Annotated in this window: 16 protein-coding genes and 1 pseudogene; 8 read left to right on the top strand and 9 right to left on the bottom strand. The window is 28.5% G+C overall.

Going from position 1 to position 24,353, the window contains the following annotated elements; all coding sequences use genetic code 11:
- Positions 1 to 65: 65 nt before the first annotated feature.
- On the bottom strand, positions 66 to 1,427 hold the full coding sequence (locus tag PG913_RS05865) for a hypothetical protein (protein ID WP_271232036.1): 1,362 nt from the start codon (positions 1,425 to 1,427) through the stop codon (positions 66 to 68).
- Between the two features lie 186 nt (positions 1,428 to 1,613).
- On the opposite strand from PG913_RS05865, the gene PG913_RS05860 reads away from it, so the two are divergent.
- A complete protein-coding gene (locus tag PG913_RS05860) occupies positions 1,614 to 3,233 on the top strand; it encodes an ABC-F family ATP-binding cassette domain-containing protein (RefSeq protein ID WP_271232035.1) in 1,620 nt (539 codons plus the stop codon).
- Between the two features lie 373 nt (positions 3,234 to 3,606).
- A complete protein-coding gene (locus PG913_RS05855) occupies positions 3,607 to 6,846 on the top strand; it encodes a type ISP restriction/modification enzyme (protein WP_271232034.1) in 3,240 nt (1,079 codons plus the stop codon).
- A 473-nt stretch (positions 6,847 to 7,319) separates the two neighbouring features.
- On the opposite strand, the pseudogene PG913_RS05850 reads toward PG913_RS05855, so the two are convergent.
- Positions 7,320 to 7,867, bottom strand: a pseudogene (locus PG913_RS05850) (RsmD family RNA methyltransferase).
- A 183-nt stretch (positions 7,868 to 8,050) separates the two neighbouring features.
- On the bottom strand, positions 8,051 to 8,791 hold the full coding sequence (locus PG913_RS05845; protein ID WP_271232033.1) for a hypothetical protein: 741 nt from the start codon (positions 8,789 to 8,791) through the stop codon (positions 8,051 to 8,053).
- A gap of 102 nt (positions 8,792 to 8,893) precedes the next feature.
- Here PG913_RS05845 and PG913_RS05840 point away from each other — a divergent pair, with 102 nt between their 5' ends.
- Entirely contained in the window at positions 8,894 to 10,318 is a 1,425-nt protein-coding gene (locus PG913_RS05840; RefSeq protein ID WP_271232032.1) for an ATP-dependent DNA helicase, read from the top strand.
- 271 nt (positions 10,319 to 10,589) lie between these two features.
- Positions 10,590 to 11,255: an energy transducer TonB gene (locus tag PG913_RS05835; RefSeq protein WP_271232031.1), complete on the top strand. Its 666-nt coding sequence runs from the start codon at positions 10,590 to 10,592 to the stop codon at positions 11,253 to 11,255.
- A gap of 384 nt (positions 11,256 to 11,639) precedes the next feature.
- Here PG913_RS05835 and PG913_RS05830 read toward each other — a convergent pair whose 3' ends face one another.
- From PG913_RS05830 to PG913_RS05810, 5 genes are all read right to left on the bottom strand, one after another.
- Positions 11,640 to 11,819, bottom strand: a complete 180-nt coding sequence (locus PG913_RS05830; RefSeq protein WP_271232030.1) for a hypothetical protein — start codon at positions 11,817 to 11,819, stop codon at positions 11,640 to 11,642.
- A gap of 14 nt (positions 11,820 to 11,833) precedes the next feature.
- Positions 11,834 to 15,826, bottom strand: coding sequence for a M43 family zinc metalloprotease (locus PG913_RS05825; protein ID WP_271232029.1), 3,993 nt, complete (start codon positions 15,824 to 15,826; stop codon positions 11,834 to 11,836).
- 279 nt (positions 15,827 to 16,105) lie between these two features.
- Positions 16,106 to 17,197, bottom strand: coding sequence for a M42 family metallopeptidase (locus PG913_RS05820; RefSeq protein ID WP_271232028.1), 1,092 nt, complete (start codon positions 17,195 to 17,197; stop codon positions 16,106 to 16,108).
- A gap of 36 nt (positions 17,198 to 17,233) precedes the next feature.
- Positions 17,234 to 18,067 (bottom strand): lysophospholipid acyltransferase family protein, encoded by an 834-nt coding sequence (locus tag PG913_RS05815; RefSeq protein ID WP_271232027.1) that lies wholly within the window; start codon positions 18,065 to 18,067, stop codon positions 17,234 to 17,236.
- Positions 18,068 to 18,122: 55 nt separating this feature from the next.
- Positions 18,123 to 18,749: an NUDIX hydrolase gene (locus PG913_RS05810; RefSeq protein ID WP_271232026.1), complete on the bottom strand. Its 627-nt coding sequence runs from the start codon at positions 18,747 to 18,749 to the stop codon at positions 18,123 to 18,125.
- Positions 18,750 to 18,859: 110 nt separating this feature from the next.
- Here PG913_RS05810 and PG913_RS05805 point away from each other — a divergent pair, with 110 nt between their 5' ends.
- The 4 genes from PG913_RS05805 to PG913_RS05790 all read left to right on the top strand — a co-directional run bounded on the left by PG913_RS05805 (position 18,860) and on the right by PG913_RS05790 (position 23,569).
- Positions 18,860 to 19,153 (top strand): hypothetical protein, encoded by a 294-nt coding sequence (locus tag PG913_RS05805; protein ID WP_271232025.1) that lies wholly within the window; start codon positions 18,860 to 18,862, stop codon positions 19,151 to 19,153.
- A 183-nt stretch (positions 19,154 to 19,336) separates the two neighbouring features.
- Positions 19,337 to 21,763: a phenylalanine--tRNA ligase subunit beta gene (gene pheT / locus PG913_RS05800; protein ID WP_271232024.1), complete on the top strand. Its 2,427-nt coding sequence runs from the start codon at positions 19,337 to 19,339 to the stop codon at positions 21,761 to 21,763.
- A 71-nt stretch (positions 21,764 to 21,834) separates the two neighbouring features.
- Complete coding sequence (locus PG913_RS05795) at positions 21,835 to 22,866, top strand: quinone-dependent dihydroorotate dehydrogenase (RefSeq protein WP_271232023.1); 1,032 nt, start codon at positions 21,835 to 21,837, stop codon at positions 22,864 to 22,866.
- 88 nt (positions 22,867 to 22,954) lie between these two features.
- Entirely contained in the window at positions 22,955 to 23,569 is a 615-nt protein-coding gene (locus PG913_RS05790) for a LysE family translocator (protein ID WP_271232022.1), read from the top strand.
- 2 nt (positions 23,570 to 23,571) lie between these two features.
- On the opposite strand, the gene PG913_RS05785 is transcribed toward PG913_RS05790, so the two are convergent.
- Complete coding sequence (locus tag PG913_RS05785) at positions 23,572 to 24,129, bottom strand: HNH endonuclease (protein WP_271232021.1); 558 nt, start codon at positions 24,127 to 24,129, stop codon at positions 23,572 to 23,574.
- Between the last annotated feature and the right edge of the window lie 224 nt (positions 24,130 to 24,353).

Below are 24,353 nucleotides of genomic sequence, written 5' to 3'. Positions count from 1 at the left end.
AACTTTATTCTAATACAAGAATAAAATCCCGCAAATTTACGCTAAATTACACGAAGTAACAAATATTATTTATTTTTTAGTAAATTGCTTACCTCTGTATTAATGTTTTTAGCTGATAAACTTGTATATCCATTTTTGATAATACCTTGCTTATCAATTAGTACCATACGAGGAAACTTACTTGTAGAAAAATCACAAACTTTACTATTTTTAGGTAGTGTATATTGATGTTTAATAGGTATTTCCTTGGTATATTTATTAGATGTATCGCATAAATTGATTACAATAAAGGTTATATTAGGATTGTTTTTTATCAAATAGTTAGTTCTTGAAGCAATCCAGTCATCTGAAGCATATTTGTTATCTTTAAGTAGAATAACTGCGTTTTTACCTTTTATAATTTTAGATATACTTTTTAATTCTCCTTTTGCATTTATTAACTTAAAAGGAGGTAGTTTATCGCCTTTATTTAATAATTTAAGGTCATTAACTAAACGTTGAATATTTTTCTTCTGGTCTATATCTGTATTTAATTTAAAGAAAGTAAAAAATGTTTTATTTTTATCTTGACTATTAGGTTCTTTAAAAAAATGACTAATAACAGTATTATATAACAGTTTGTTTTTTATTTCTTCAGAAGAAATATTTGAATTAATATTATTTAATAAATTTAATGTAAAGTTTTCAGAATTACCTTCTTTAAGATATACATCATTATATAATTTATCAATCATTAAAGCATAATAAGGACTATAAAAAATTAAAGAATCTTTTTTTGAATTGATATTAGAACGGTAATCAAAATAAGAAGGTACTAATTTTTCAGGAACTTTTTTAGTAAAGTTATGAATAGCATATTGCTCTAAATAAGTATAAACAGGATATAGTAAAGCTATATTTAGTATTTCTATAAACTCTTTTGATACTTTATTTTTAGCATTTTCCTTAAAAAAAACAAGTTTTTCTTGTTTAATTTTTTTTATAGAATCAATTTTTTTTAAAAATTTATCTTGAGAAAGGTTATAAAGTCTATAAAAATTCTTTTCATCTTTTTCTTTTTCTAAAAAAGCTTCAATTAACATGTTGTTTCTTTCTGCATCTTTTCCGCTAAAAACCAACGATTCATCAAAATCCCAAGTATTCAATCTAAAAAGTAAACTGTCTTTAGGTTCTAAATACACATATTGATGTTCAGGACCATGTCCAAAAACATATAATCCTTTTTTAAAATCTTTATAAGAGCCTAAAAAACTATTATCTTTCTTTAAATAAATAGTATCGTTAAATTTATAATTGTCTGATAAAGTAATATAACCACACTTCGGATTTATAATTTTACCTCCAAAATAAGTGATTTCTGGTTTTTTAGGTATATTACATCCAATAAATAATGAAATTAATATAAAGGGAGTTATATATTTAGTCATACGCTAGTAGTTATTAACTTTATAAAGAATTCTGTTCAAAAATAAACAAATCTTCATAGTTTCGTTGTTAATTCGTTGTTAAAACGAATTATCGGCATCAAATGTAATGTGTTAAATATTTCCTTGCAAATTCTTTTTACGCAAGTATATTTTATACTTTTGCACTCGAATTAAAAAAAACTATAAATGTTATCAGTTTCTAATTTATCAGTTCAGTTTGGTAAACGTATTTTGTTTGATGAAGTAAATACTAAGTTTACACAAGGAAATTGCTACGGTATTATCGGAGCAAACGGAGCGGGAAAATCTACTTTCTTAAAAATTATATCAGGAGTACAAGAGGCAACATCTGGTCATGTTCATTTAGAACCAGGTAAAAGAATGTCTGTTTTAACGCAAGATCATTATGCTTTTGATGAGTTTACGACTTTAGATACTGTATTAAAAGGAAATAAAGAATTATATAAAATTAAATCGGAAATTGATGCCTTATACGCTGATTACACCGATGAAAATGCAGAGAAAATAGGGGAGTTACAAGTTCGTTTTGAAGAAATGGATGGTTGGAATGCCGATTCTGCTGCTGCAACATTATTATCTAATTTAGGTATTAAAGAAGAAGACCATTATACTTTATTAGCCGACTTAGATTCTAAGAAAAAAGTACGTATCTTATTAGCACAAGCATTGTTTGGTAATCCTGATGTGTTAATTATGGATGAACCTACCAACGATTTAGATTTTGAAACAATCGCTTGGTTAGAAAATTTCTTAGCTAATTTTGATAACACGGTAATCGTTGTATCGCATGACCGTCACTTTTTAGATGCTGTTTGTACACATATTTCTGATATTGATTTTGCTAAAATTAATCATTTTTCAGGAAATTATACTTTCTGGTATGAATCTAGTCAATTAGCGGCAAAGCAAAGAGCGCAACAAAATAAAAAATCAGAAGATAAAAAGAAAGAATTAGAAGAATTCATTCGTCGTTTTTCGGCAAACATGGCAAAGTCTAAACAAGCTACTTCTCGTAAGAAGATGATAGACAAGTTAAATGTTGATGAAATTAAACCTTCTAGTCGTCGTTATCCTGCAATTATTTTTGATAGAGATAGAGAAGCTGGAGATCAAATTTTAAACATCGAAGGATTATCTAAAGAATTTGAAGGTGAACCATTATTTGCCAATGTTGACATCAATTTAAATAAAGGAGATAAAGTTGCAATTATTTCTAAAAGTTCGAAAGCTGTTTCTACTTTTTATCAAATTATATCAGGTAACGAAGAAGCAGACTCAGGAAAATATAATTGGGGAGTAACAACTACGCAATCTTATTTACCTTCGGATAATTCATCTTTTTTCCAAGATGGAGAATTAGATTTAGTAGATTGGTTACGCCAATACGCACAAACAGAAGAAGAAAGAGAAGAAGTATTTTTAAGAGGATTTTTAGGTAAAATGATTTTCTCTGGAGAAGAAGCTTTAAAGAAAAGTAATGTTTTATCTGGAGGGGAAAAGGTTCGTTGTATGTTATCTAGAATGATGATGACAAGAGCAAACATCGTTATGTTAGACGAACCTACAAATCACTTAGATTTAGAATCTATTCAAGCATTAAACAACTCTTTAATTAACTTTAAAGGAACGGTTTTATTCTCTACTCATGACCACGAGTTTGCGCAAACCGTAGCAAACAGAGTTATTGAAATAACGCCAAAAGGTGTAATTGATAAGTATTCAACTTTTGATGATTATTTAGCTGACCCAAAAGTTAAAGAATTAAGAAAGAAAATGTATTCATAATATATTTTACAACATATTTATAAAAAGGAAGTACAATATTTGTACTTCCTTTTTTTGTGCTTTTTTTTGAAGCAATTTCCCGCTTTCCGCACTCGCTTTTTTTATTTTTTTAAAAGAAAAAATAAAAAAGAGCTCAAACAAAGCTTCAATCGGGGCTAGGCTATCCGTTTACCTAAATTTATTTTAGTTTTACATCCTTATTTTGATAATTTTTGCTAATAAAATGATACTTTTATCCGTAAAAATAAAGAGTGCCTTCTATGAAAAAGATGAATACCCGAACAGGAATTTTTTTTAAATGAAGTTTAAACTAACTCTAAAGAAAATCAAAATAATTATTTGATTACATTTAAATTGCTTAGAAAAAAATACTATGACAATACAAGAATACATTACCAAAATAAATACGCTTTTTATAACTGGTAATGCCCGAGAACACTCTTACAGAGGCGATTTACAAAATCTTATTATGGCAATTTTGCCCGATGTTTTAGTAACCAACGAACCCGCAAGAGTTGCCTGTGGTGCGCCTGATTACGTATTAACACGCAAAAATATTCCTATCGGGTATATTGAAGCGAAAGATATCGGAATCGATTTAAAAAGTAAAACCCTAAAAGAACAATTCGACAGATACAAAGCTGGTTTAACAAACTTAGCTTTTACCGATTATCTAGAATTTCAGTTTTATAGAAATGGCGAATTAACCACAAAAATTGCCATCGCTAAAATTGAAAATGGGCAAATTGTTGGAATCCCTGAAAACTTTAAACAGTTTACACAACTGATAAAAAATTTTGCACAGATAATATCGCAAACCATAAAATCGCCCACAGTATTGGCGCAAATGATGGCGGGTAAAGCCAAATTAATGGCGAATATCATTGAAAAATCATTAAATAAAGATGACCAAAATGAACATCGCTCGAATATAAAATCGCAAATGTTGTCGTTTCAACAAATGCTAATTCATGATATTGATAACAAAGCTTTTGCCGATATTTATGCACAAACAATCGCTTACGGAATGTTTGCCGCCCGATATCACGACCCAACATTAGAAAATTTTTCAAGACAAGAAGCCGCCGAATTAATTCCAAAAAGTAATCCGTTTTTACGTAAACTTTTTCAAGATATTGCGGGCTTCGATTTAGATGACCGTATTGCGTGGATTGTAGATGAATTAGTACAAATATTTTTAGCTTCCGATGTTTCCGACATCATGAAAAACTTCGGTAAAAGCACCAAACAAGAAGACCCCGTTGTACATTTTTACGAAACGTTTTTAGGAGAATACAACCCTGCTTTGCGAAAATCTCGTGGTGTTTGGTACACACCGCAACCCGTAGTTAATTTTATTGTTAGAGCGGTTGATGATGTACTAAAATCAGAATTTAACCTTGCACAAGGGATAGCCGACACTAGCAAAACTAAAATAAAAGTAAAAATCCCTACTAATGATAAACGTTCTAAAAGTGGTTATAAAGAGGTAGATAAAGAAGTACACAAAGTACAAATTTTAGACCCCGCAACAGGTACGGGAACTTTTTTAGCCGAAGTTATAAAACACATTCACAAAAAATTTAAAGGACAACAAGGAATTTGGAGCAACTACGTTTCTAAAGATTTAATTCCTCGTTTAAATGGTTTTGAATTGTTAATGGCAAGTTATGCAATGGCGCATCTTAAAATGGATATGCTACTCACAGAAACTGGCTACAAGCCCAAAGACGGCCAACGTTTTAAAATATTTTTAACCAATAGTTTAGAAGAAGCCCACAAAGATAGTAATAACTTATTTAGTAAATGGTTAGCCGATGAAGCCGACCAAGCAAATGCTATTAAAAGAGATGCCCCTGTGATGTGTATTATTGGAAATCCGCCGTATAGCGGTGAAAGTTCTAATAAAAGTGACTGGATTATGAAGTTAATGCAAGATTATAAAAAAGAACCTGGTGGAAAAATTAAATTAAAAGAACAAAATTCCAAATTTATAAATGATGATTATGTAAAATTTATGCGTTTTGGGCAACACTTTATTGAAAAAAATGAAAGCGGTGTTTTAGCTTTTATCAATCCGCATGGTTTTTTAGACAATCCAACTTTTAGAGGAATGCGTTGGAATTTATTAAAAACCTACGATAAAATTTATACCATAGATTTACACGGAAATTCAAAGAAAAAAGAAACCTGCCCCGATGGTTCGCCCGACCAAAATGTGTTTGATATTATGCAAGGCGTAGCAATTACGTTTCTTATTAAAACAGGAAAGAAAAAAGCCCACGAATTAGGAAAAGTTTTTCATTATGATTTATTCGGAAAACGTGATTTTAAATATTCTTTTCTTACTGAAAATAATTTAAAATCAATAAATTTTGTTGAATTACCCAACAAAGCACCCAATTATTTTATGGTGCAAAAAGATTTTGAAGCAGAAGATGAATATAATAAAGGAATTTATCTTACTCAATTATTTAATCAAACTTCTTTAGGTGTTTTATCAAAAAATGATAGTGTTACAATTGAGTTCGAAAAATCATCATTAAATAAAACAATTGAAAATTTTAAAACTTATGATGAATTAGAATTACGTAAAATTTATAATCTAAAAAAAGATAGTAGAGATTGGATTTTAGCAAAAGCTAAAGAAGATTTAACTATAAATTATAGTGAATATAATTTCAAAAAAATTACTTATCGCCCTTTTGACAATAGATGGACATATTTTACAGGTAAACCAAAAGGTTTTTTTGCATATAGTCAAAATAGAATTATGAAAAATATGCAAGATGGTAAAAACTTTGCATTAATATCAGGACGGCAAGGTCAAGCTGTTGGAAATATGCAATGGAATCTATCATTTATAACTAATAAAATTTCCGACCAAAATATATATTATCGTGGTGGTGGCTCAGTTTTCCCTCTCTATTTATATCCCGAAGAAAAAAAAGATACTGATATTTTTTCCGAAGATAAAAAAGGAGAAGCAATAGCACGAGTTCCAAATTTAGATAAAAAAATCATCAATAAAATTGCTAAAAAATTAGGTTTAAAATTCACGAATGAGAAAGAGGAAACCGCAAAAACTTTTGCCCCAATTGATGTTTTAGATTATATCTATGCCGTTTTACACTCGCCAAATTATCGAGAAACGTACAAAGAATTTTTAAAGATAGATTTCCCTAGAGTTCCTTTTCCTAAAGATGAAAAAACATTTTGGGACTTGGTAAAATTAGGCGGAGAAATACGCCAAATTCATTTATTAGAAAGCCCAATTGTAGAAGATGCAATTACGCAATATTTAGGCGATGGCGATAATATAATTACCCGAAAATTAACAAAAACAGATATTGGTTATGAAGCTGTAACCGATACACACGGAAAAGTTTGGATAAACGATATCAATTATTTTGATAATGTTCCTTTAGTTGCTTGGGAATTTTATATTGGCGGTTATCAACCTGCTCAAAAGTGGTTAAAAGACCGTAAAGGACGAGAATTAGATTACGAAGATATTTTTCATTATAATAAAATTATCGTTGCTTTAACACAAACCGACAAAATAATGAAAGAAATTGATTTGATTGATTTTATAGAAAATGACGAGAAATAAAATATTTGATAAAATAACGTCATGCTGAATTTATTTCAGCATCGCATAAAGTGAAGAACTAAGGAAAATCAGGATGTGAAACTGAAATAAAATCCCTTTGACGGATTCGATTTTATGCTATAAAAAATTTAAAAATTAAGTTTAAAAAATTAAATAGGTTCTAAATTTTATAGCTACTTGTTTTGCGTTAGGGATTGAAGCAATTGTTTGAGCTCCTTTTTATTTTTTCTTTTCAAAAAATAAAAAGAGCGAGTGCGGAAAGCCCGACCTTTAGGTAACGCCCAAATTATTTATCTTAAAAATTATATTTATAAAACCATAAAAAAAGGCGAACACATACGGTTCGCCTTTTTTATAATTTTATTACAAAAATTTACAAATAAATTGTCAGTTCGAGTGATTTTTTTTCCTTCAAAAAAATTGTATCGAGAACTTTTTAGTATTAAAACCACTCGAATTGACAAATTCAAGTTCTAGGTAGTTTCTGTAGTGAAAAAACTAAACACATTACCACCGTAACGCTTGTCGTAACTGTGGTTTGGATGCTGAGTTAAATCGGTATGTTTATCATGTTCGATAATTAAAGTACCTTCTTCATTTAAAAGCTGACGTTCAAAAACTAAATCGGCAATTTTTAAAAATTTATCTTGGTCAAAATCATACGGCGGGTCAGCAAAAATAACATCCGATTTTAAAGCTGTTTTTTCTAAAAACTTATATACATCGCTTTTATAGATGTTCAGTGTCAAAATCGAGCTCTTTAGCAGTTTCGTTCAATGTATTTTACACATCCGAAATGTGCATCAACAGAATGTATTGTTAAAGTACCACGTGAGGCAAATTCGTAACTTATGTTTCCTGTACCTGCAAACAAATCTAATACAGCAATACTATCAAAATAATAATCGTTATTTAAAATATTAAATAATGATTCTTTCGCCATATCGGTTGTTGGACGTACGGGTAATTTTTTAGGTGCAGAAAGGCGTCTGCTTTTATATTTTCCTGAAATAATTCTCATTAGGATACTAAGATAAAATTAGAATAATTTAATTTAAAAACTCTTTACTATTCTAATATAGTGAAAGAAGTTTAATATTGATGATAAAAAAACAACTATTATGTTTTATAAAAAGAAAATCCACCCAAAATTAATTGGATGGATTTTGTTTTATTTGCGAAAAACGTTGTTTATCGCTATTTATTAGTGCTTTTTATTATTAGCAATAATTTCAGCTTTATCGTAAGACGGAGGCCAGTTACCACCCGTAGTTACATCTTCTAAAGAACCAACAGAAACAAAAGCCCCTTTAATTTGGTCAGTTTCTTTAGCTTCTAATTCTTGTTTTACTAAAGAATTACTCATTCCTTTAAGAATATCTTTTTTATCAGCTTTAACTTCGAAAACAGGCACAAATAAACCTGCAACTTTTTCAACTTTACCAGTTGCTAATTTAAATTCTTTATCAGTTCCAGGAATTTTAAACATTCCTTTGTAGTCTTTACCAGCAAAATATTTTGATACTGGCTCAGTACCAATCGTATCAACTTGTTTTTTAGATACAGTAACGAAAATTCCACCACCTCTATCTACTTTTTCTTCAACATTTGTAGTTTGTGTTAAAACTAACTTTCCTTTTTCAATGAAGTTAACTAAAGAGTCTTTATTATCGGTATATGACCTATTAACTTCTTTATACTTTACTTCAGCATCACGAATTAATTTTAAATTTGTAATAACTTTGGCGTATCTTATTTCTTTTTCCTTAGCAAAATGGATAGGTTCCATAATACCAGAGTAAATTTTATATGTTAAAAAAACCGTAGCTCCTAATAACAAAATAGACACTAACCATCTGATTTTTAATGGTACGAATTTAACGATAAGCAACGCTAAAAGAATTGCAACTACAGTAGCTGCTAAAATCATTAATAATAAATTCATTTTTTTTGTTTTTAATATGTGATATACGCAAATCTACAATTTTTTTCAATCATGAAAATATTTATCGATTAAATAGATTTATCTTTGGTAATTATTTATTCTATGATAGCGACTGCAACAAAATTTAGTAAAGAAGTTCTTAAAGATTTTCCATATCAACCCACTTTAAAACAAGAATTACTATTAGATAAATTAGCCTGTTTTATATTCGATAACAACGATAATGCCTTATTTATATTAAAAGGGTATGCTGGTACAGGTAAAACAACCATTATAAGTACAGTTGTTAATAATCTAGAAAAAGCAAATAGAAAAGGAGTTTTACTCGCGCCTACAGGACGTGCCGCGAAAGTTATCTCAGGATACTCTAAAAAGAAAGCATTTACAATACATAAAAAAATTTATTTCGCTAAAAAACAAGGAAATAGCGGAATGAGTTTTGTAAAGCAACCTAATAAACATGTTAATACCATTTTTATAGTAGATGAAGCTTCTATGATTTCTGATGCACAACAAAATTCAAAATTGTTTGAAAATGGTTCTTTATTAGATGATTTAATTTCATATGTATATTCTGGTAAAAACTGTAAACTTGTTTTTATAGGAGATACAGCCCAACTACCACCTGTAAAATTAACGATAAGCCCTGCTTTAGAGTCAGATAAACTTTCTTTTGATTTTAATAAAGATGTTATCGAAATTGAATTAGATGAAGTAGTGCGTCAAGAGCAAAACTCAGGTATTTTAGCCAACGCAACTGATTTGCGTATGTTGATACAATATAATACTACTGATTTTCAATTTAATATAAATTATCCTGATATTATTCGATTAGAAGATAGTTACGATATACAAGATGCTATTACTACAGCATATGATGGTGATACCGGAGTAGAGGACACCGCTTTTATTGTAAGGTCTAACAAAAGAGCAAATCAATATAATGATCAGATTAGAACAAAAATTCGTGGACAAGAAAACGAAATTTCTACAGGTGATTATGTAATGATTGTAAAAAATAATTATTTCTGGCTAAAAGAATCTTCATCCGCAGGTTTTATAGCCAATGGAGATATTTGTGAAGTAATGCGAATCAATTCAATTAAAGAATTATACGGCTTTAAATTTGCTGAAGTTGAGGTTCGTATGATTGATTACCCAGATATGCCTGCTTTTGAAACCGTTTTATTATTAGATACCCTTTCTAGTGAAAGCCCTTCTTTAACTTACGAACAGTCTAATAAGTTATACGAAGCTGTAAAAGAAGATTTTGCTGGAGAAACTAAGTATAAACAGTTTATGGAAGTAAAAAAGAATAAATACTTTAATGCACTTCAAGTAAAGTTTTCGTATGCTATGACTTGTCATAAATCTCAAGGAGGGCAGTGGGATACCGTTTTTATAGAACAACCTTATTTGCCAGACGGACAAAGTGTAGAATATCTACGTTGGTTATATACTGCTATTACTAGAGCTCAAAATAAATTATATTTAATAGGGTTTCAAGATGATTATTTTTTAGATTAAATTTATTACAAATATTAAATAATTTTTATTTAAAAAAAATATAGTCTTTTTTAATAAAAAACAAACTATTAAATATCAACTCGTAGTGATTTTTACTGAGATTAACCTCCTTAACGTCTTATTATCAAAGATTAAAAATAAATATACTTTATACTAGTTTAGATTTTTTTAAGGTGAATTAATAACGTTTTATTAACATTGTATGTGACTTTTATTTTATCTTGTTGTCTAATAAACAAAAAAGAGCTTATTAAACGTCAAAAAAAATACTATGAAAAAACTAATCTTAATACTAATTATTTTTATTTTTCAAAATACTTTTGGTCAAAAAGTTTGTCTTTCTGATCAAAATAATAATGAAGTAGATTTTAATGAAATAATAACAGTAGATAAATGTGCAACAGACGTTAAAGAAAAAGAAAAATTAAATAAAGATTTTGTTGTTATAAAAAAAAGAAGGTTAGTTAAAAGTAAAAGAGGTAAAAAAAGAAATTTTCAATTAAATAAAACTTCTTTTGATCCTGTTAAAATTAAAGAAATTAAAAATAATATAGAAAATATTGCTTTATCTATAAGTGAAACAAAAAAAATAATTTCAGTTGTAGATGTTGATCAAATTCCTTTGTTTATTTCAGATAAAAAAGAAGAGGATTCTTTTGATAACTTTAATAAAAAAATAGCAAATCATATAGATAATAATTTAAAGTACCCTACAAATGCTATAATCCATAAACTTCAAGGGATTGTTAAAGTAAGTTTTATAATTGATACAGCTGGTGAAATAAAAGCTATTAAAGCAGCCTGTGATAATAGTGATATCTTAAAGGAAGAGGCAAAAAGAATTATTTCATTACTTCCTAAATTTATTCCAGGTGAGCGTGAAGGTAGTAAAGTAAATGTTTTTTACAGCTTTCATATGGAGTTTCTATTAAAATAATCAATATTTAGAACCTGTTTAAATTTCAAATAAAGTATTTTTTAGATAATAAAACAAAGAATTACAGAAAATCAGGATGCGAAACTGAAATAAATTCAGTTTAACGAATTCGATTTTCTAGAGATAAAAGGTTTTAAATGAACTCTTATTTTGATAAAAAATAAAACTCGAAGTTAGCAAGCTTCGAGTTTTTTTCTTTTCAGGTTAACAATTCTCCCATCAACAATTTAAAACATTTTGTAAATAGTTCTCCATAGTTTGTTAATTAAATTTGAAAGATAAAATCAATAATCATACCAAAGATAGCTAGTTGTAAATTAAATAAAAAAAAATCTCCAAGAACCGAAGTTCTTGGAGATAAATAAAGATTAAATAAAAGCTTTATTAAAAAGCTGTACCTGGAGCTTCAGGTACAGCAGGACTAGCTGCTTGTGCCTTTTGAGGGTTTAATACAATATAAGTACCAATAGCTGTTAAAGCAGCATACTTACCATATTTACCCATTTTCTTTAAAGCCTCTCCACGGCTTATGTTTGTGTCTTTAGATATATCTTGTTTTTTCATCTTGATTTTTTTTCTTAATTATTTAAAATAACTTTTTTGTTAACCTTTTTAGCTCCACTTGTTACGTTTATAACATAAACTCCTGAAGAAACTTTAGGTAAGTCTATTACTTTAGTTCCGTTAGAGTTAAAAGTTTTAGCCATTACTTGTTTTCCTATTGCTGAGTAAATAGTAATTGAATTATCTTCAGCTTGTAATCCTGTAATAGTTAACTCGTTTTTAGCCGATTGATATACAGAAATATCATTTAAAGTAATTTCATCATCATTTACTTTATTAGAAGTTGTGTGTACAAAGAATTGATCAGCTGTACTATTTCCTCCTTTTAAAGCTACACTATAATTTCCTTCAGATAAATTAACAAACTCGTTATTTTCTTTATCTTCTATAAAAACTTGTGTATCATTAGGTAAATTAAATGAGTCAGCAGAAAAAACAATTGTTTGATCAGTCGCTACTTTTAATTCAACAGGAACGATAGTTGTTTCTAAGTTTTCTTTAGGTAAAGACTGAACAGCATATTCTTTAGTGTTTTCTTTACTAACTAATTTAGAATACATATTAAAGTTACTTTTAGTTCCTTTAAATACAGTACCATCAAAACCATTATCAAAACCAGTTGTAGCTCCTTCTAAATAATATAATTTAGTAGTTTTAACGGCTCCGTTACTAGAAGTAGCAGTTATGTTAACTTGAGTTTTAGTATTTGCTTGTTTTTGAAAAGTATCAGTACCATGTGATTGATTAGCTTTATCAAAAGTTACATTAGTATTTGCTGCAGCACTAATAAAGAAACCTTGTCCTGGAGCTACTTGAAAAGCATCATCAATTCCTGCTAATTTTAAATCATAACTACTAGTTGCTTGATTCCATACCCAAGCAGTAGCTTCAGATACCACCGTTGTTAAAGGATTCGTATTAAAAAACTCTCCTAAATTAACATAAGATGCGTAAGGATTACCTACTAAATTATAGCTATTTGTAGCTGTCGTTATAGGATAAGTAACAGTATTTGAATTTAGAACTCCAGTAAAAACAAGTTCACCTGCTGTATTTAATTTAACAGAGTAACCTTTACCTGAAGTAGCATTTCCTGTTGAAGCTCCATTTTGGTAATTCCAAACAGTACCATTATTATTATATGATGCTAAACCTACATTACCACTGTTTCCTAATGCAAAAATATTATTAGCTAATACATTTTCAATTGTTTCATCTTTTAAAGGAGAACTTACTAAGTACCAGTTATCAGTAGCTAAGTTTCTTTTGTAAGTAACAGTAGCTGTTAATTCTGCATTTGCTATTAAAGAAGCTCCTGATTCTATAACAACTGTATTTGCAGTAGTAGCAGTGTTAATTATAGGAAACATATTAGCAGTAGCTAAAATAATTATATCACTATCGTTAGCAGGTAAAGTATTTCCTTCCCAGTTTGCTGCATTATTCCAGTTATTATCACTAGCTCCTGTCCATTTAGAAGTTTCTTTTGTAATAACAATAGCATAATCATTAGTATTTCCACTATCATAATTACCGTACGGTAAATCACCATCAGTACCTTCAACATAATGTCCCATTACTCTAAGAGCAACTCTTTTACCTACAGCTGCATTAGCAGGTACAATAATATTTTCAGTAAATTCAAATTCACCACTAGCATTATAATTAGAAGAAATTACTTCTTTTGAAACTAATAATTCATCAATAGAAAATTCACTATCAAAATTCCAGTCTGCCCATATTCTTACTCTGTTAACATCAGCACTACCTCCAGCACCTTTTTGAGTTTTTATAGTAATAGGATAGGTATCTCCAACTTTTAATTCAGTAGAAACAGTATCATAAAAACTATGAGATTGACTTAAATATGGTTGATGATTAATAGTATTTAAAGTTACATTATTTACATTAAAGTATCCTCCAAAATTAGGACTACTATCACAATATGAAAGCGCAGAAGTTATATATGCTATATTTGTTATTGTTTTTTTATCTCCATTAGCGGTTGTAACTTCTAAACTAACGTCAAAAACACCAGCTTCAGGGAAAACAATATTTTGTGGGTTTCTAAGAGTTGAAGTACTTGGAAGACCACCTTGAAAAGACCAATTCCATGCTGTAATTGTATCATCATTAGCAGGGATAGAAGAATCAGAAAAATTTACTTGTTGAGCAAAGTTAACGTTAGTTTTATCTGCAAAAAAGTCAACAGTAAAAGGTGTATCAGCAGCTAAAATAGAAACTCCATAATCTTCAGATTCACCACTATCTATATAAGAACAGGCTGTATCTCCATCTGTACCTTGTACATAATGAGCTAATACTCTAAAAGCAATATCACCTAATTCAGCATCAACAGGAATTGTAACATCAGTAGTAAATACATAGTTACCATCAGCATCAACTTCAGAATTAACATATGATTTTGTAGCGTATAATTCACTTGAATCATAAATAAAATCTTTATTCCAGTCAAACCAAATTTGTATTCTTGCATTATCATTAGTACCACCAGCACCTTTATTAGCAGTAATTGTTAATGGGTATGTTTGTCCTTGTTTAGTTTTAAATTTTAAGGTAGGAATATAGTTCGAAATTCCATCATATCCAGTTTCATTAGTAGTACCATTAAAATCTACTTTAGTAATATGTGTGTAAAGTTGGTATCCTATACTAACATTACAAAACTCAGTATAAGTATCTTTAAAGTTTATATTTAATTTTAAGTTATCACTATATAAATCAGCAACATTACCATTTACCATAGGGTCTAAAAAGGTAATTACTAAATCAGAAACCGAGTTTACAGCTTCATTATTAGTTGCTGTACCTTCTAAATATAAAACAGCTTTTGTACTACTATTTAATGTAATTCTTGACGTTAAACCAGCAGGTAAATTAGAAATTGTATAATCAGTACCTAAAGTTAAGTTACCTGAATTATTAGTAAAAGTACAATCAACACAATTTAAATCAACAGTAGACTCAATTACACCATCATTTAAATAACGTTCTTCTAGAGCATTAGATGAAGATATTATTCTTGCTCCTAAATCAGATGAAAGCCCTGTTGCTATTAAGTTAGCTTCTGTCCATAAAGTATTTCTTGAAACAGAATTATCTAAAGCATTTGTCATTCTAGCAACCTGTCCTTGCGTAAACATTTTATAACAATCTGTGTAATCCATAAAGTTTTCACTGTTTATTTCTTGATTTAAACAGTTTTGTAATACAGCACATCCAGTTCCTGAAGAATTACTAGATAATGAAGGTGTATCTGCAACACCATCACCATCATTAGGGTCATTATTACAAATACCTTTATCAAAAGTATGAGCTAAATCTAGGTAGTGTCCAAATTCATGAGTTAATACAGAACGAAAATTTTCTCCTGTATTAGTACCTAAAAAACTACCATTATATACAACTCTTGCTATATTTTGATCTGACATATCTTTACTTGGATACCAAGCAACTCCTGAATTATAATAATCACCATCTCCATATAAATCTCTTGCTATATAAACATTACAGTATTTGTAATTATCCCAAGCAACATTTTGTACAATAGTTGAACCATAGTTACCCATACCAGAAGCTTCACTATGAAAAACCACACCTGTAGTTGGATTACCATCAGGATCTAATTGTGCTAATTTAAAAGTAATATCTAAAGGCGATTTTATTACATCAAAAGGAGCATCAATTGTTGTATAATCTGCATTTAAACCTTGAAAATCTTCATTAGTTAATGTTAAAGCTTCCTTAATAATATCTAAATCTACAGTAGACCCATTATTAAATTCAGTACCAAATACATGAAAAACAACAGGTACTACATATGGTGCTACTTTTTTAGATTTGTTAGCAAGTTTTGCTTTTTTTCTTAATTGTTGTGCTTCAGTTCTTGCATTTGGTTTTTTTTTATACAAGTCCTCCATAACTTGGTCTGTACCACAAGTACGTTTATTAAATTCTTGAGAATTTACATTCTTAGAAATTAACAATACTACACTTAGTGCTAATAAGTGAATAATTTTTTTCTCATTTTTAAGGGTTTTTAATTAAAAAAATTTGCTCACAATATACGTTTTTTAAGCATGTTAATTAACTGTAACGTAACGGTTTATTAACATGCAGATCAAATACTCAGTAGATTCTTATTTATTTTAATAAGAGTCTATATTCTAATTAAACTTGTAATTAAGTTAATTTTTAGATAAAAATTTAGCATAAAAAAAAGCCTCAATAATTATTGAGGCTCTTAGAAAATATAATATTTCTAATTATTTAAAATAAGAAAAATCTTCTCCGTATTCTATTTTTAATAAACTTTCATAAATCATTTTAATAACATTTTCAACATCATCACGATGTACCATTTCAACCGTTGTATGCATATAACGTAACGGTAATGAGATTAATGCAGAAGCAACACCACCATTGCTATAAGCAAAAGCATCCGTATCAGTTCCTGTTGCTCTTGATAACGCAGAACGTTGAAAAGGAATGTTATTTTCTTCGGCAGCATCAATAATTAAATCACGTAATTTTTGCTGTACAGCTGGTGCGTAAGCAATAACCGGTCCTTTACCAATCTCTAAAAGACCTGCTTTTTTTTGATCAATCATTGGAGTAGTAGTATCATGTGTTACGTCGGTAACAATAGCTACATTTGGTTTTATAGTTTGCGTAATCATTTCAGCACCACGTAAACCTATTTCCTCTTGAACAGAATTTGTAATATATAAACCGAAAGGTAAATCTTTTTTATTTTCTTTTAATAAACGAGCGACTTCGGCAATCATAAATCCACCCATTCTGTTATCTAGAGCACGACATACGAATTTGTCTCCGTTTAAAATATGAAATTCATCTGGATATGTAATTACACAACCTACATGAACACCTAATTTTTCAACTTCTTCTTTAGTACTACAACCTGTATCAATAAAAATATTATCAGGTTTTGGAGCTTCTTCGTTTGCTTTATTTCTTGTATGAATTGCTGGCCAACCAAAAACACCTTTTACAAAACCATTTTTAGTATGAATGTTTACAATTTTACTAGGTGCAATTTGATGATCAGAACCTCCATTACGAATTACGTAAATTAATCCATCATCAGTAATGTAATTTACATACCAAGAAATTTCATCGGCATGTCCTTCAATAACAACTTTATATTTAGCATCAGGATTAATAATACCAACAGCAGAACCATAAGTATCAGTAATAAATTCATCAACATAAGGCGTCAGATAGTCCATCCAAATTTTCTGTCCTTCCCATTCATAACCAGTAGGAGCAGCATTATTTAAATATTTAGCTAAGAAATCGATTGATTTCTCGTTTAAAATTGATTTATTTTTAGCCATAATTTATTGATTTAGGTTTTATTTTCTTATTCTTTTTTAATCTTCCTTTTTTTCTTGAGGATTATCAGCTCCCCAAAAACTACGCTTTTCAATAAATTCTTCTTGTTCTTTAAGTTGTTTTGGTGTTAATACCTTTAAAAAAGAAGGATGTTGTTCTATAGCATATTCAATTTTTTCAATAATACTTGCTACATCTTCATTTTCATAATCAATATCTAAAGGTTCTTTAACAACCATTGATTGTAAAACATTACGTTTTTTTATAACCAATCCTTTTTTATCAAAAGAACGTCTAAAACCATCAATAACAATAGGAACTACAACAGGTTTATATGTTTTAATAATATGAGCAGTACCACGACGAACAGGTTTAAAAGGTGTTGTTGTTCCTTGCGGAAAAGTAATTACCCAACCATCATCTAAAGCTTTACGAATATTAGAAATATCCGACATTTTAACTTGTCTTTTTACATCCTGACCTTTACTTCTCCAAGTTCTTTCAACAGAAATAGAACCTGCATAAGCAAATATTTTAGGTAATATACCTGAACGCATTGTTTCACCAGCAGCTATATAATAGGTGTTTAATTTTGGAGTCCATAAGTAGCCTAAGTTTTTAATGTTATCATCACGACCTTTTAAAGAAGCATTAAAAACATGAAACATAGCAGCTACGTCAGCAAAATAAGTTTGATGATTTGAAATAAATAATACGTTTTTATCAGGAAGGTTTCTTAAAATTTCAGATCCTTCGATTTGTAGTTCATTAAATTTTCGGTATCTACCATGAGAAATAATACCAAGCGCTTGAATAAGAAGCCTTTTAACAAACAATATGTGTCCGAAAGGATTCCTTTTTAATAAAGGCATTTGTAGTTGTTTTTTAATTGTAACAGCTAAACTACAAAAGAAATAGAAAATATTACTATTTTAATAAATCTTTAATTTCTGACAACATCATTGCAGTTGCCCCCCAAACAATATAATCATTTAATTTAAAGCATGGTACAGCTACTTTTTTCATATAAGATGTTTCCATTTCTTTTGATGTTAAATTACGGTCATTTAACAAATCACTTATTAAAACCTCTATTAAAGTATCAACTTCGTAATTTTTTTTAAAAGATGGTTTTTGATGAGTAAGTCCTATAAAAGGAGTTACTAAAAAATTACTAGGTGGTATATAAGAATCTGAAATTTTACGAATAATTTTAATATCATCAGAAAAAACACCTACTTCTTCAAATGTTTCTCTTAAAGCTGTTTCTTTAAGATTTGAATCTTTTTCAGCTATTTTTCCTCCAGGAAAACTAACTTGAGCAGAATGTTTTCCTTTATAACTAGCTCTTAAAGTAAGTAAAAAACGAGTATTATTGTCATCATCAGGATAAAATAAGGCTAAAATTGCTGCTTTTTTAGGGTTTTTACTTTCAATTAATTTTTGAGAAAATTGTGTTCTTAATTTTGGTGCAAGTTTTAATTGAGAAGCTAAGCCACCTAAAGGTTTGTTTTGTAAATCTTCAATTTTATTTTTAAAATCAGAAAAAATCATTCTTTCTTTTAGCTTTTTAGTTTAAAGTAAAAATACATATTTATAAACTTGTAAATAAAGTAACTTGGCTTGAAATTTGATTTATTAAAAATATAACTAACTTTAATTAAATGAATAGAGAAAATAAATACACAAAATTAGCACTCAGTTTATTATTTGATGCAATAGGATTAATCTCTTATGCCATACCTGCTTTAGGTGAATTATCCGATGTTGTTTGGGCACCAGTATCAGCATATTTAATGACAAAAATGTATAAAGGAAATAAAGGTAAAATAGCCGCTGGTATTTCTTTTATTGAAGAAGCAATCCCTGGCTTAGATATAATCCCAACTTTTACAATAATGTGGTTGTATACATATATTTTAAACAAACCTAAAAAATTAGAATCAAAGACAATTTAATAGCTCTTTTATATCAACAATAAAAGTCGATTTTACTAGCTTACCACTAGTGTAACAAACACTTATTTAATACTGTTTATATATTAAATAGTTAAAAATCAGCAAGGTAAATCCTATAATAAAAGGAGGATAGTTTTTTGCTTTATTTTCCGTAAATTTGCAGTCATAAATTATAGATTGACTATGAAAATATCATACAATTGGTTACGACAATTTTTACAAACTGACTGGGAAGCTGAAAAAACAGGAGAATTATTGACAGACTTAGGTTTGGAAGTAGAAGGAATAGCAACTGTTGAAAGCATCAAAGGAAGCCTAAAAGGTATTGTAGTTGGTGAAGTAAAAACATGTATAAAACACCCAAATGCTGATAAGTTAAAAGTAACTACAGTAGATTTAGGTGATGGAAATCCTATTCAAATAGTATGTGGAGCTCCTAATGTAGATGTTGGTCAAAAAGTACCTGTAGCTACTGTTGGTACAATTTTGTATGATGATAATGGAGAAAGTTTTACCATTAAAAAAGGTAAAATAAGAGGTGAAGAAAGCTTCGGAATGATTTGTGCCGAAGACGAATTAGGTTTAGGAAAAGGTCATGACGGAATTATGGTTTTAGATGAAAACTTAGTTTCTGGAACACCATGTGCTGACGTTTTTAAGATAGAAACAGATTATGTTTTTGAAATCGGTTTAACTCCAAACCGTGCAGATGCAATGAGTCATTTTGGTGTAGCTCGTGATTTACGTGCTGGGTTAATGCATCAAGGAACTAATTTAGAATTAATTTCACCTTCTGTATCTGATTTTCATGTAGATGAACGTACACTAAGAATTGATATTGAGGTAGAAGATAAAAATATTGTTCCTCGTTATTGTGGAATTACTATTACTGATGTTGAAATAAAAGATTCTCCAGAATGGATTCAAAATAGATTAAAAGCTATCGGAATTGCTCCTAAAAATAATATTGTAGATATTACAAATTATGTTTTACATGAGTTAGGGCAACCATTACATGCTTTTGATGCTAATAAGATTAAAGGAAATAAAATTGTTGTAAAAACCTTAGAAGAAGGAACAAAATTTACAACTTTAGATGAGGTTGAAAGAGAATTATCTGCTGATGATATTATGATTTGTGATGCAGATGATAATCCTTTATGTATTGCAGGGGTTTTTGGTGGATTAAAATCAGGAGTAACAGAACATACTACTTCTATTTTCTTAGAAAGTGCTTATTTTAACCCTATTTCTATTCGTAAAACGGCTAAAAGACACGCTTTAAATACCGATGCTTCTTTCCGTTTTGAAAGAGGAATTGATGTTAATTTAACAGAATATGCTTTAAAACGTGCTGCTTTATTAATTGAAAAATATGCTGGAGGAAAAATATCTTCTGATGTTTTAGGGTTTTATCCTGATAAAATAGAAGATTTTGAAGTATTCTTATCTTTTGAAAATACGTATAAATTAATAGGACAAGAAATTCCTAAAGAAACTATTAAAAATATTTTAGCTTCTTTAGATATTAAAATAAATAGTATTACTGAAGGTGGTTTAGGTTTAACAATTCCTTCTTACAGAGTAGATGTACAACGTGAAGCTGATATTATTGAAGAAATATTAAGAGTTTACGGATATAATAATATTGAATTTTCTCACAAATTAAATACATCGATTTCTTTTGATAATGATAAAAATGTTAAAGTAGAAAACATTGTTGCAAATCAGTTAACCTCATTAGGGTTTAACGAAACAATGGCAAATTCTTTAACAAAAGCTGATTATATCGGTTTATCAGAAACCTTAAATGAAGCGCATAATGTAGAAATGTTAAATCCGTTAAGTAACGATTTAAAAGTGATGCGTCAATCTTTATTGTTTAGCGGTTTAGAATCTATTTCTTATAATATCAACAGAAAAAATAATGCGTTGAAATTTTATGAATTTGGTAAAACATATCATAAATATGAAAGCGGATATCAAGAAGATAAACATTTAACCTTATTTGTTACAGGAAATAGAACAAAAGATACTTGGAATTTAGCTAATAAAACTTCTGATTTCTTTTATTTAAAAGGAATTGTAACTAATTTATTTAGCAGATTAGGTTTTGATAATTTAAAAGCTTCACCTATAAAATCAGATTTATTTTCTGAAGGATTAGTATTAAGTTTAGGAAAAACAAAATTAGTAGAATTTGGAGTTTTAAAAACACAAATTTTAAAAGAGTTTTCTATTAAACAAGAAGTATTATTTGCGGATTTTAATTGGCAAAATATTTTAAATTTAGCAGGAAATAAGAAAATTAAAGTTTCTGAATTAGCGAAATTTCCATCGGTAAAAAGAGATTTAGCCTTATTATTAGATGATAAAGTAGAGTTTAAAGAAATTTATAATCTTTCTTTTCAATCGGAAAAGAAATTATTAAAAGAAGTTGATTTATTTGATGTGTATCAAGGTGATAAATTACCAGAAGGTAAAAAATCATACGCAGTAAGTTTTGTTTTACAAGATGAAAATAAAACACTTAACGATAAACAAATTGATAAAATAATGCAAAAACTACAAACAACTTTTGAGAAAAACTTAGAAGCTGTTTTAAGATAATTTAAAAGCTCCGTTTGGAGCTTTTTTTATATTTAAAAATAAATTAGTAGCAGTCAATTCAATAAAAAAATATGTATAAATTATTAATTCGTCCAATTTTCTTTCTTTTTGATCCAGAAAAAGTTCATTATTTTACTTTTTCATTAGTAAAAATACTGTCTAAAATACCATTTGTTTCTTCAATATTTAGAAGCATGTATCAGGTTAACGATAAAAAATTAGAACGTAATTTATTCGGATTAACATTTAAAAATCCTGTTGGTTTAGCTGCTGGTTTCGATAAAAATGCAGTACTATATAATGAGTTAGCAAATTTTGGTTTCGGTTTTGTTGAAATAGGAACTGTAACTCCAAAAGGTCAGGCGGGAAATCCGAAGAAAAGATTATTTCGTTTAAAAGGTGATCAAGGAATTATCAACCGAATGGGTTTTAATAATGAAGGATTAGAACTTGCAATTCAACAATTAAAAAAGAATAAAGGAAAAATAATTATCGGTGGAAATATTGGGAAAAATACTGATACAACTCCCGAAAATTATACAGCTGATTATTTAACTTGTTTTAAAGGATTACATCCTTATGTAGATTATTTTGTTTTAAATGTAAGTTGCCCGAATGTTGGTAGTCATGCAAAATTAGATGATGTTTCATATTTAAAAGAATTAATTACTGAAGTACAAGAATTAAATAATAAGCAGGCAAAACAAAAACCAATTTTATTAAAAATTGCACCAGATTTAAATAATCAACAATTAGATGAAATTATTGAATTAGTTGCAGCAACTAAAATTGATGGTGTTATTGCATCGAACACTTCTGTAGATAGAGATAACTTAAAAGTATCGAAAGAAAGATTAAGTGAAATAGGTAATGGTGGAGTAAGTGGTCAGCCAGTTAAAGATAAAAGTACAAAAGTGATTAAATACTTAGCTGATAATTCAAACAAAGCATTTCCTATAATTGGAGTTGGAGGTATTCATTCTGAAAAAGATGCCTTAGCAAAAATTGATGCAGGTGCTGATTTAGTTCAAATTTATACAGGTTTTATTTATGAAGGACCTAGTTTAGTTAAAAAAATAAACAAAGCTATTTTATCTAGATAAATAATTTTTAAATAAAAATTAAATAAAAATGAAGTAATCTATATGATAGTTGCTTCATTTTTTTTTGCATAAAAACAAAGACTAAAAAATGTTAGAAATATTACTTTCTTTTTCAGTGGCAACAGTAACTTTGGCTATTTCACCAGGACCTGATAATATTTTTGTATTAACACAAAGTATTGTAAATGGTAAAAAATATGGTTTAGTAACTGTAGCTGGTTTAATGACAGGTTGTATTATTCACACAACTTTAGTGGCTTTTGGAATTTCAGAATTGATAAAGCAACAACCAAATTTATTTTTTAGTATCAAATTATTAGGTGCTAGTTACTTATTATACTTAGCTTATCAAGTATATAAGAGTGATGCTAAAATTACTTTTTCAACAAATAATATTGTTAAAAAATCTACATTTCAATTATTTAAAAAAGGCTTTTGGATGAATGTATTAAATCCGAAAGTAACTATTTTCTTTTTAGCTTTTTTTCCGCAGTTTTTATTTTCAGAAACATTATCAACTGTTATTCAATTTTATACATTAGGTGGATTATTCATAGTAATTTCATTTATTATGTTTTCAGCTATTGCAATTTTAGCAGGTTCAATTTCAAAAAATATAAAAAAAAACGCCCAAATAGGTGTTTACCTAAAATGGGCGCAAATAATTGTTTTTACAGGAATCGCAATATTAATTTTGTTGTAAAATTAACCTTCTTTAACATATCCCCAGTTTTCACCGGTTTTAATTCTGTGAAGTTGCATTTCTGAAACACCAAATTGTTTTGCAATCATTTTTAAACGAGTCCTTCTATTAGGGTCGTTTAATTTTCTTTTGATTAGCATTACTTTAGTTTCTGTAAGTTTTGCAGTATTAGGTCTGTGTTTATGAACCTTATTTACATACTCAGGGTTTGTAAATTGATGTACTTCTTTTTCTCTTTTTGTAGCCCATTTAAGATTTTCAAGTCTGTTGTCTTTTTTATCATAATTTAAATGAATGACATATTGATCACCTTCTTTACGAGGTAAAAAAGTTTCAGCAACTAGTTTATGAACATACCTACTAGTTGTTTTTCCATTTACACGTTGTTTTAAAGGTAGGTTTTGGTAACCATTAATAAAAGATACTTTTACTAATAATTCTTCTTCGGTTTTACAATTAATAATTCGACCGTAATTGGATATTTTAAAATTTTCTTTTTCAGAGATTTTATTATCAAATATTATTTCTTTCCACATTTCATTTCTGTAGTTTCGTATCATATTTTCAATATTTTATCTGAACTTTAATAATAAATAGCATTTTATTATTTTACGTAAAAATACAAAATTTCTTTTAATTATATTTATTAGTATTAAAAAGCTTATTTTCAGCTACATATACATAATAATAGTATTACTTATAAAAGAGCCTATCCCACTATTAAGCTACATTTTTATCAATATTAAAAAAAACAGTAGCTAATAATATTTTTAATAAAACTATC

It is taken from the genome of Tenacibaculum pacificus, assembly GCF_027941775.1.
GTDB lineage: Bacteria > Bacteroidota > Bacteroidia > Flavobacteriales > Flavobacteriaceae > Polaribacter > Polaribacter pacificus_A.
Note: the sequence above shows the minus strand (reverse complement) of the source record. Positions and strands in the feature narration are given on the sequence as shown.

Excerpts from the sequence above, each read along its gene's own strand:
- PG913_RS05865 (WP_271232036.1), bottom strand. The coding sequence starts at position 1,427 with ATGACTAAATATATAACTCCCTTTATATTAATTTCATTATTTATTGGA.
- PG913_RS05860 (WP_271232035.1), top strand. The coding sequence starts at position 1,614 with ATGTTATCAGTTTCTAATTTATCAGTTCAGTTTGGTAAACGTATTTTG.
- PG913_RS05855 (WP_271232034.1), top strand. The coding sequence starts at position 3,607 with ATGACAATACAAGAATACATTACCAAAATAAATACGCTTTTTATAACT.
- PG913_RS05845 (WP_271232033.1), bottom strand. The coding sequence starts at position 8,791 with ATGAATTTATTATTAATGATTTTAGCAGCTACTGTAGTTGCAATTCTT.
- PG913_RS05840 (WP_271232032.1), top strand. The coding sequence starts at position 8,894 with ATGATAGCGACTGCAACAAAATTTAGTAAAGAAGTTCTTAAAGATTTT.
- PG913_RS05835 (WP_271232031.1), top strand. The coding sequence starts at position 10,590 with ATGAAAAAACTAATCTTAATACTAATTATTTTTATTTTTCAAAATACT.
- PG913_RS05830 (WP_271232030.1), bottom strand. The coding sequence starts at position 11,819 with ATGAAAAAACAAGATATATCTAAAGACACAAACATAAGCCGTGGAGAG.
- PG913_RS05820 (WP_271232028.1), bottom strand. The coding sequence starts at position 17,197 with ATGGCTAAAAATAAATCAATTTTAAACGAGAAATCAATCGATTTCTTA.
- PG913_RS05815 (WP_271232027.1), bottom strand. The coding sequence starts at position 18,067 with ATGCCTTTATTAAAAAGGAATCCTTTCGGACACATATTGTTTGTTAAA.
- PG913_RS05810 (WP_271232026.1), bottom strand. The coding sequence starts at position 18,749 with ATGATTTTTTCTGATTTTAAAAATAAAATTGAAGATTTACAAAACAAA.
- PG913_RS05805 (WP_271232025.1), top strand. The coding sequence starts at position 18,860 with ATGAATAGAGAAAATAAATACACAAAATTAGCACTCAGTTTATTATTT.
- pheT (WP_271232024.1), top strand. The coding sequence starts at position 19,337 with ATGAAAATATCATACAATTGGTTACGACAATTTTTACAAACTGACTGG.
- PG913_RS05795 (WP_271232023.1), top strand. The coding sequence starts at position 21,835 with ATGTATAAATTATTAATTCGTCCAATTTTCTTTCTTTTTGATCCAGAA.
- PG913_RS05790 (WP_271232022.1), top strand. The coding sequence starts at position 22,955 with ATGTTAGAAATATTACTTTCTTTTTCAGTGGCAACAGTAACTTTGGCT.
- PG913_RS05785 (WP_271232021.1), bottom strand. The coding sequence starts at position 24,129 with ATGATACGAAACTACAGAAATGAAATGTGGAAAGAAATAATATTTGAT.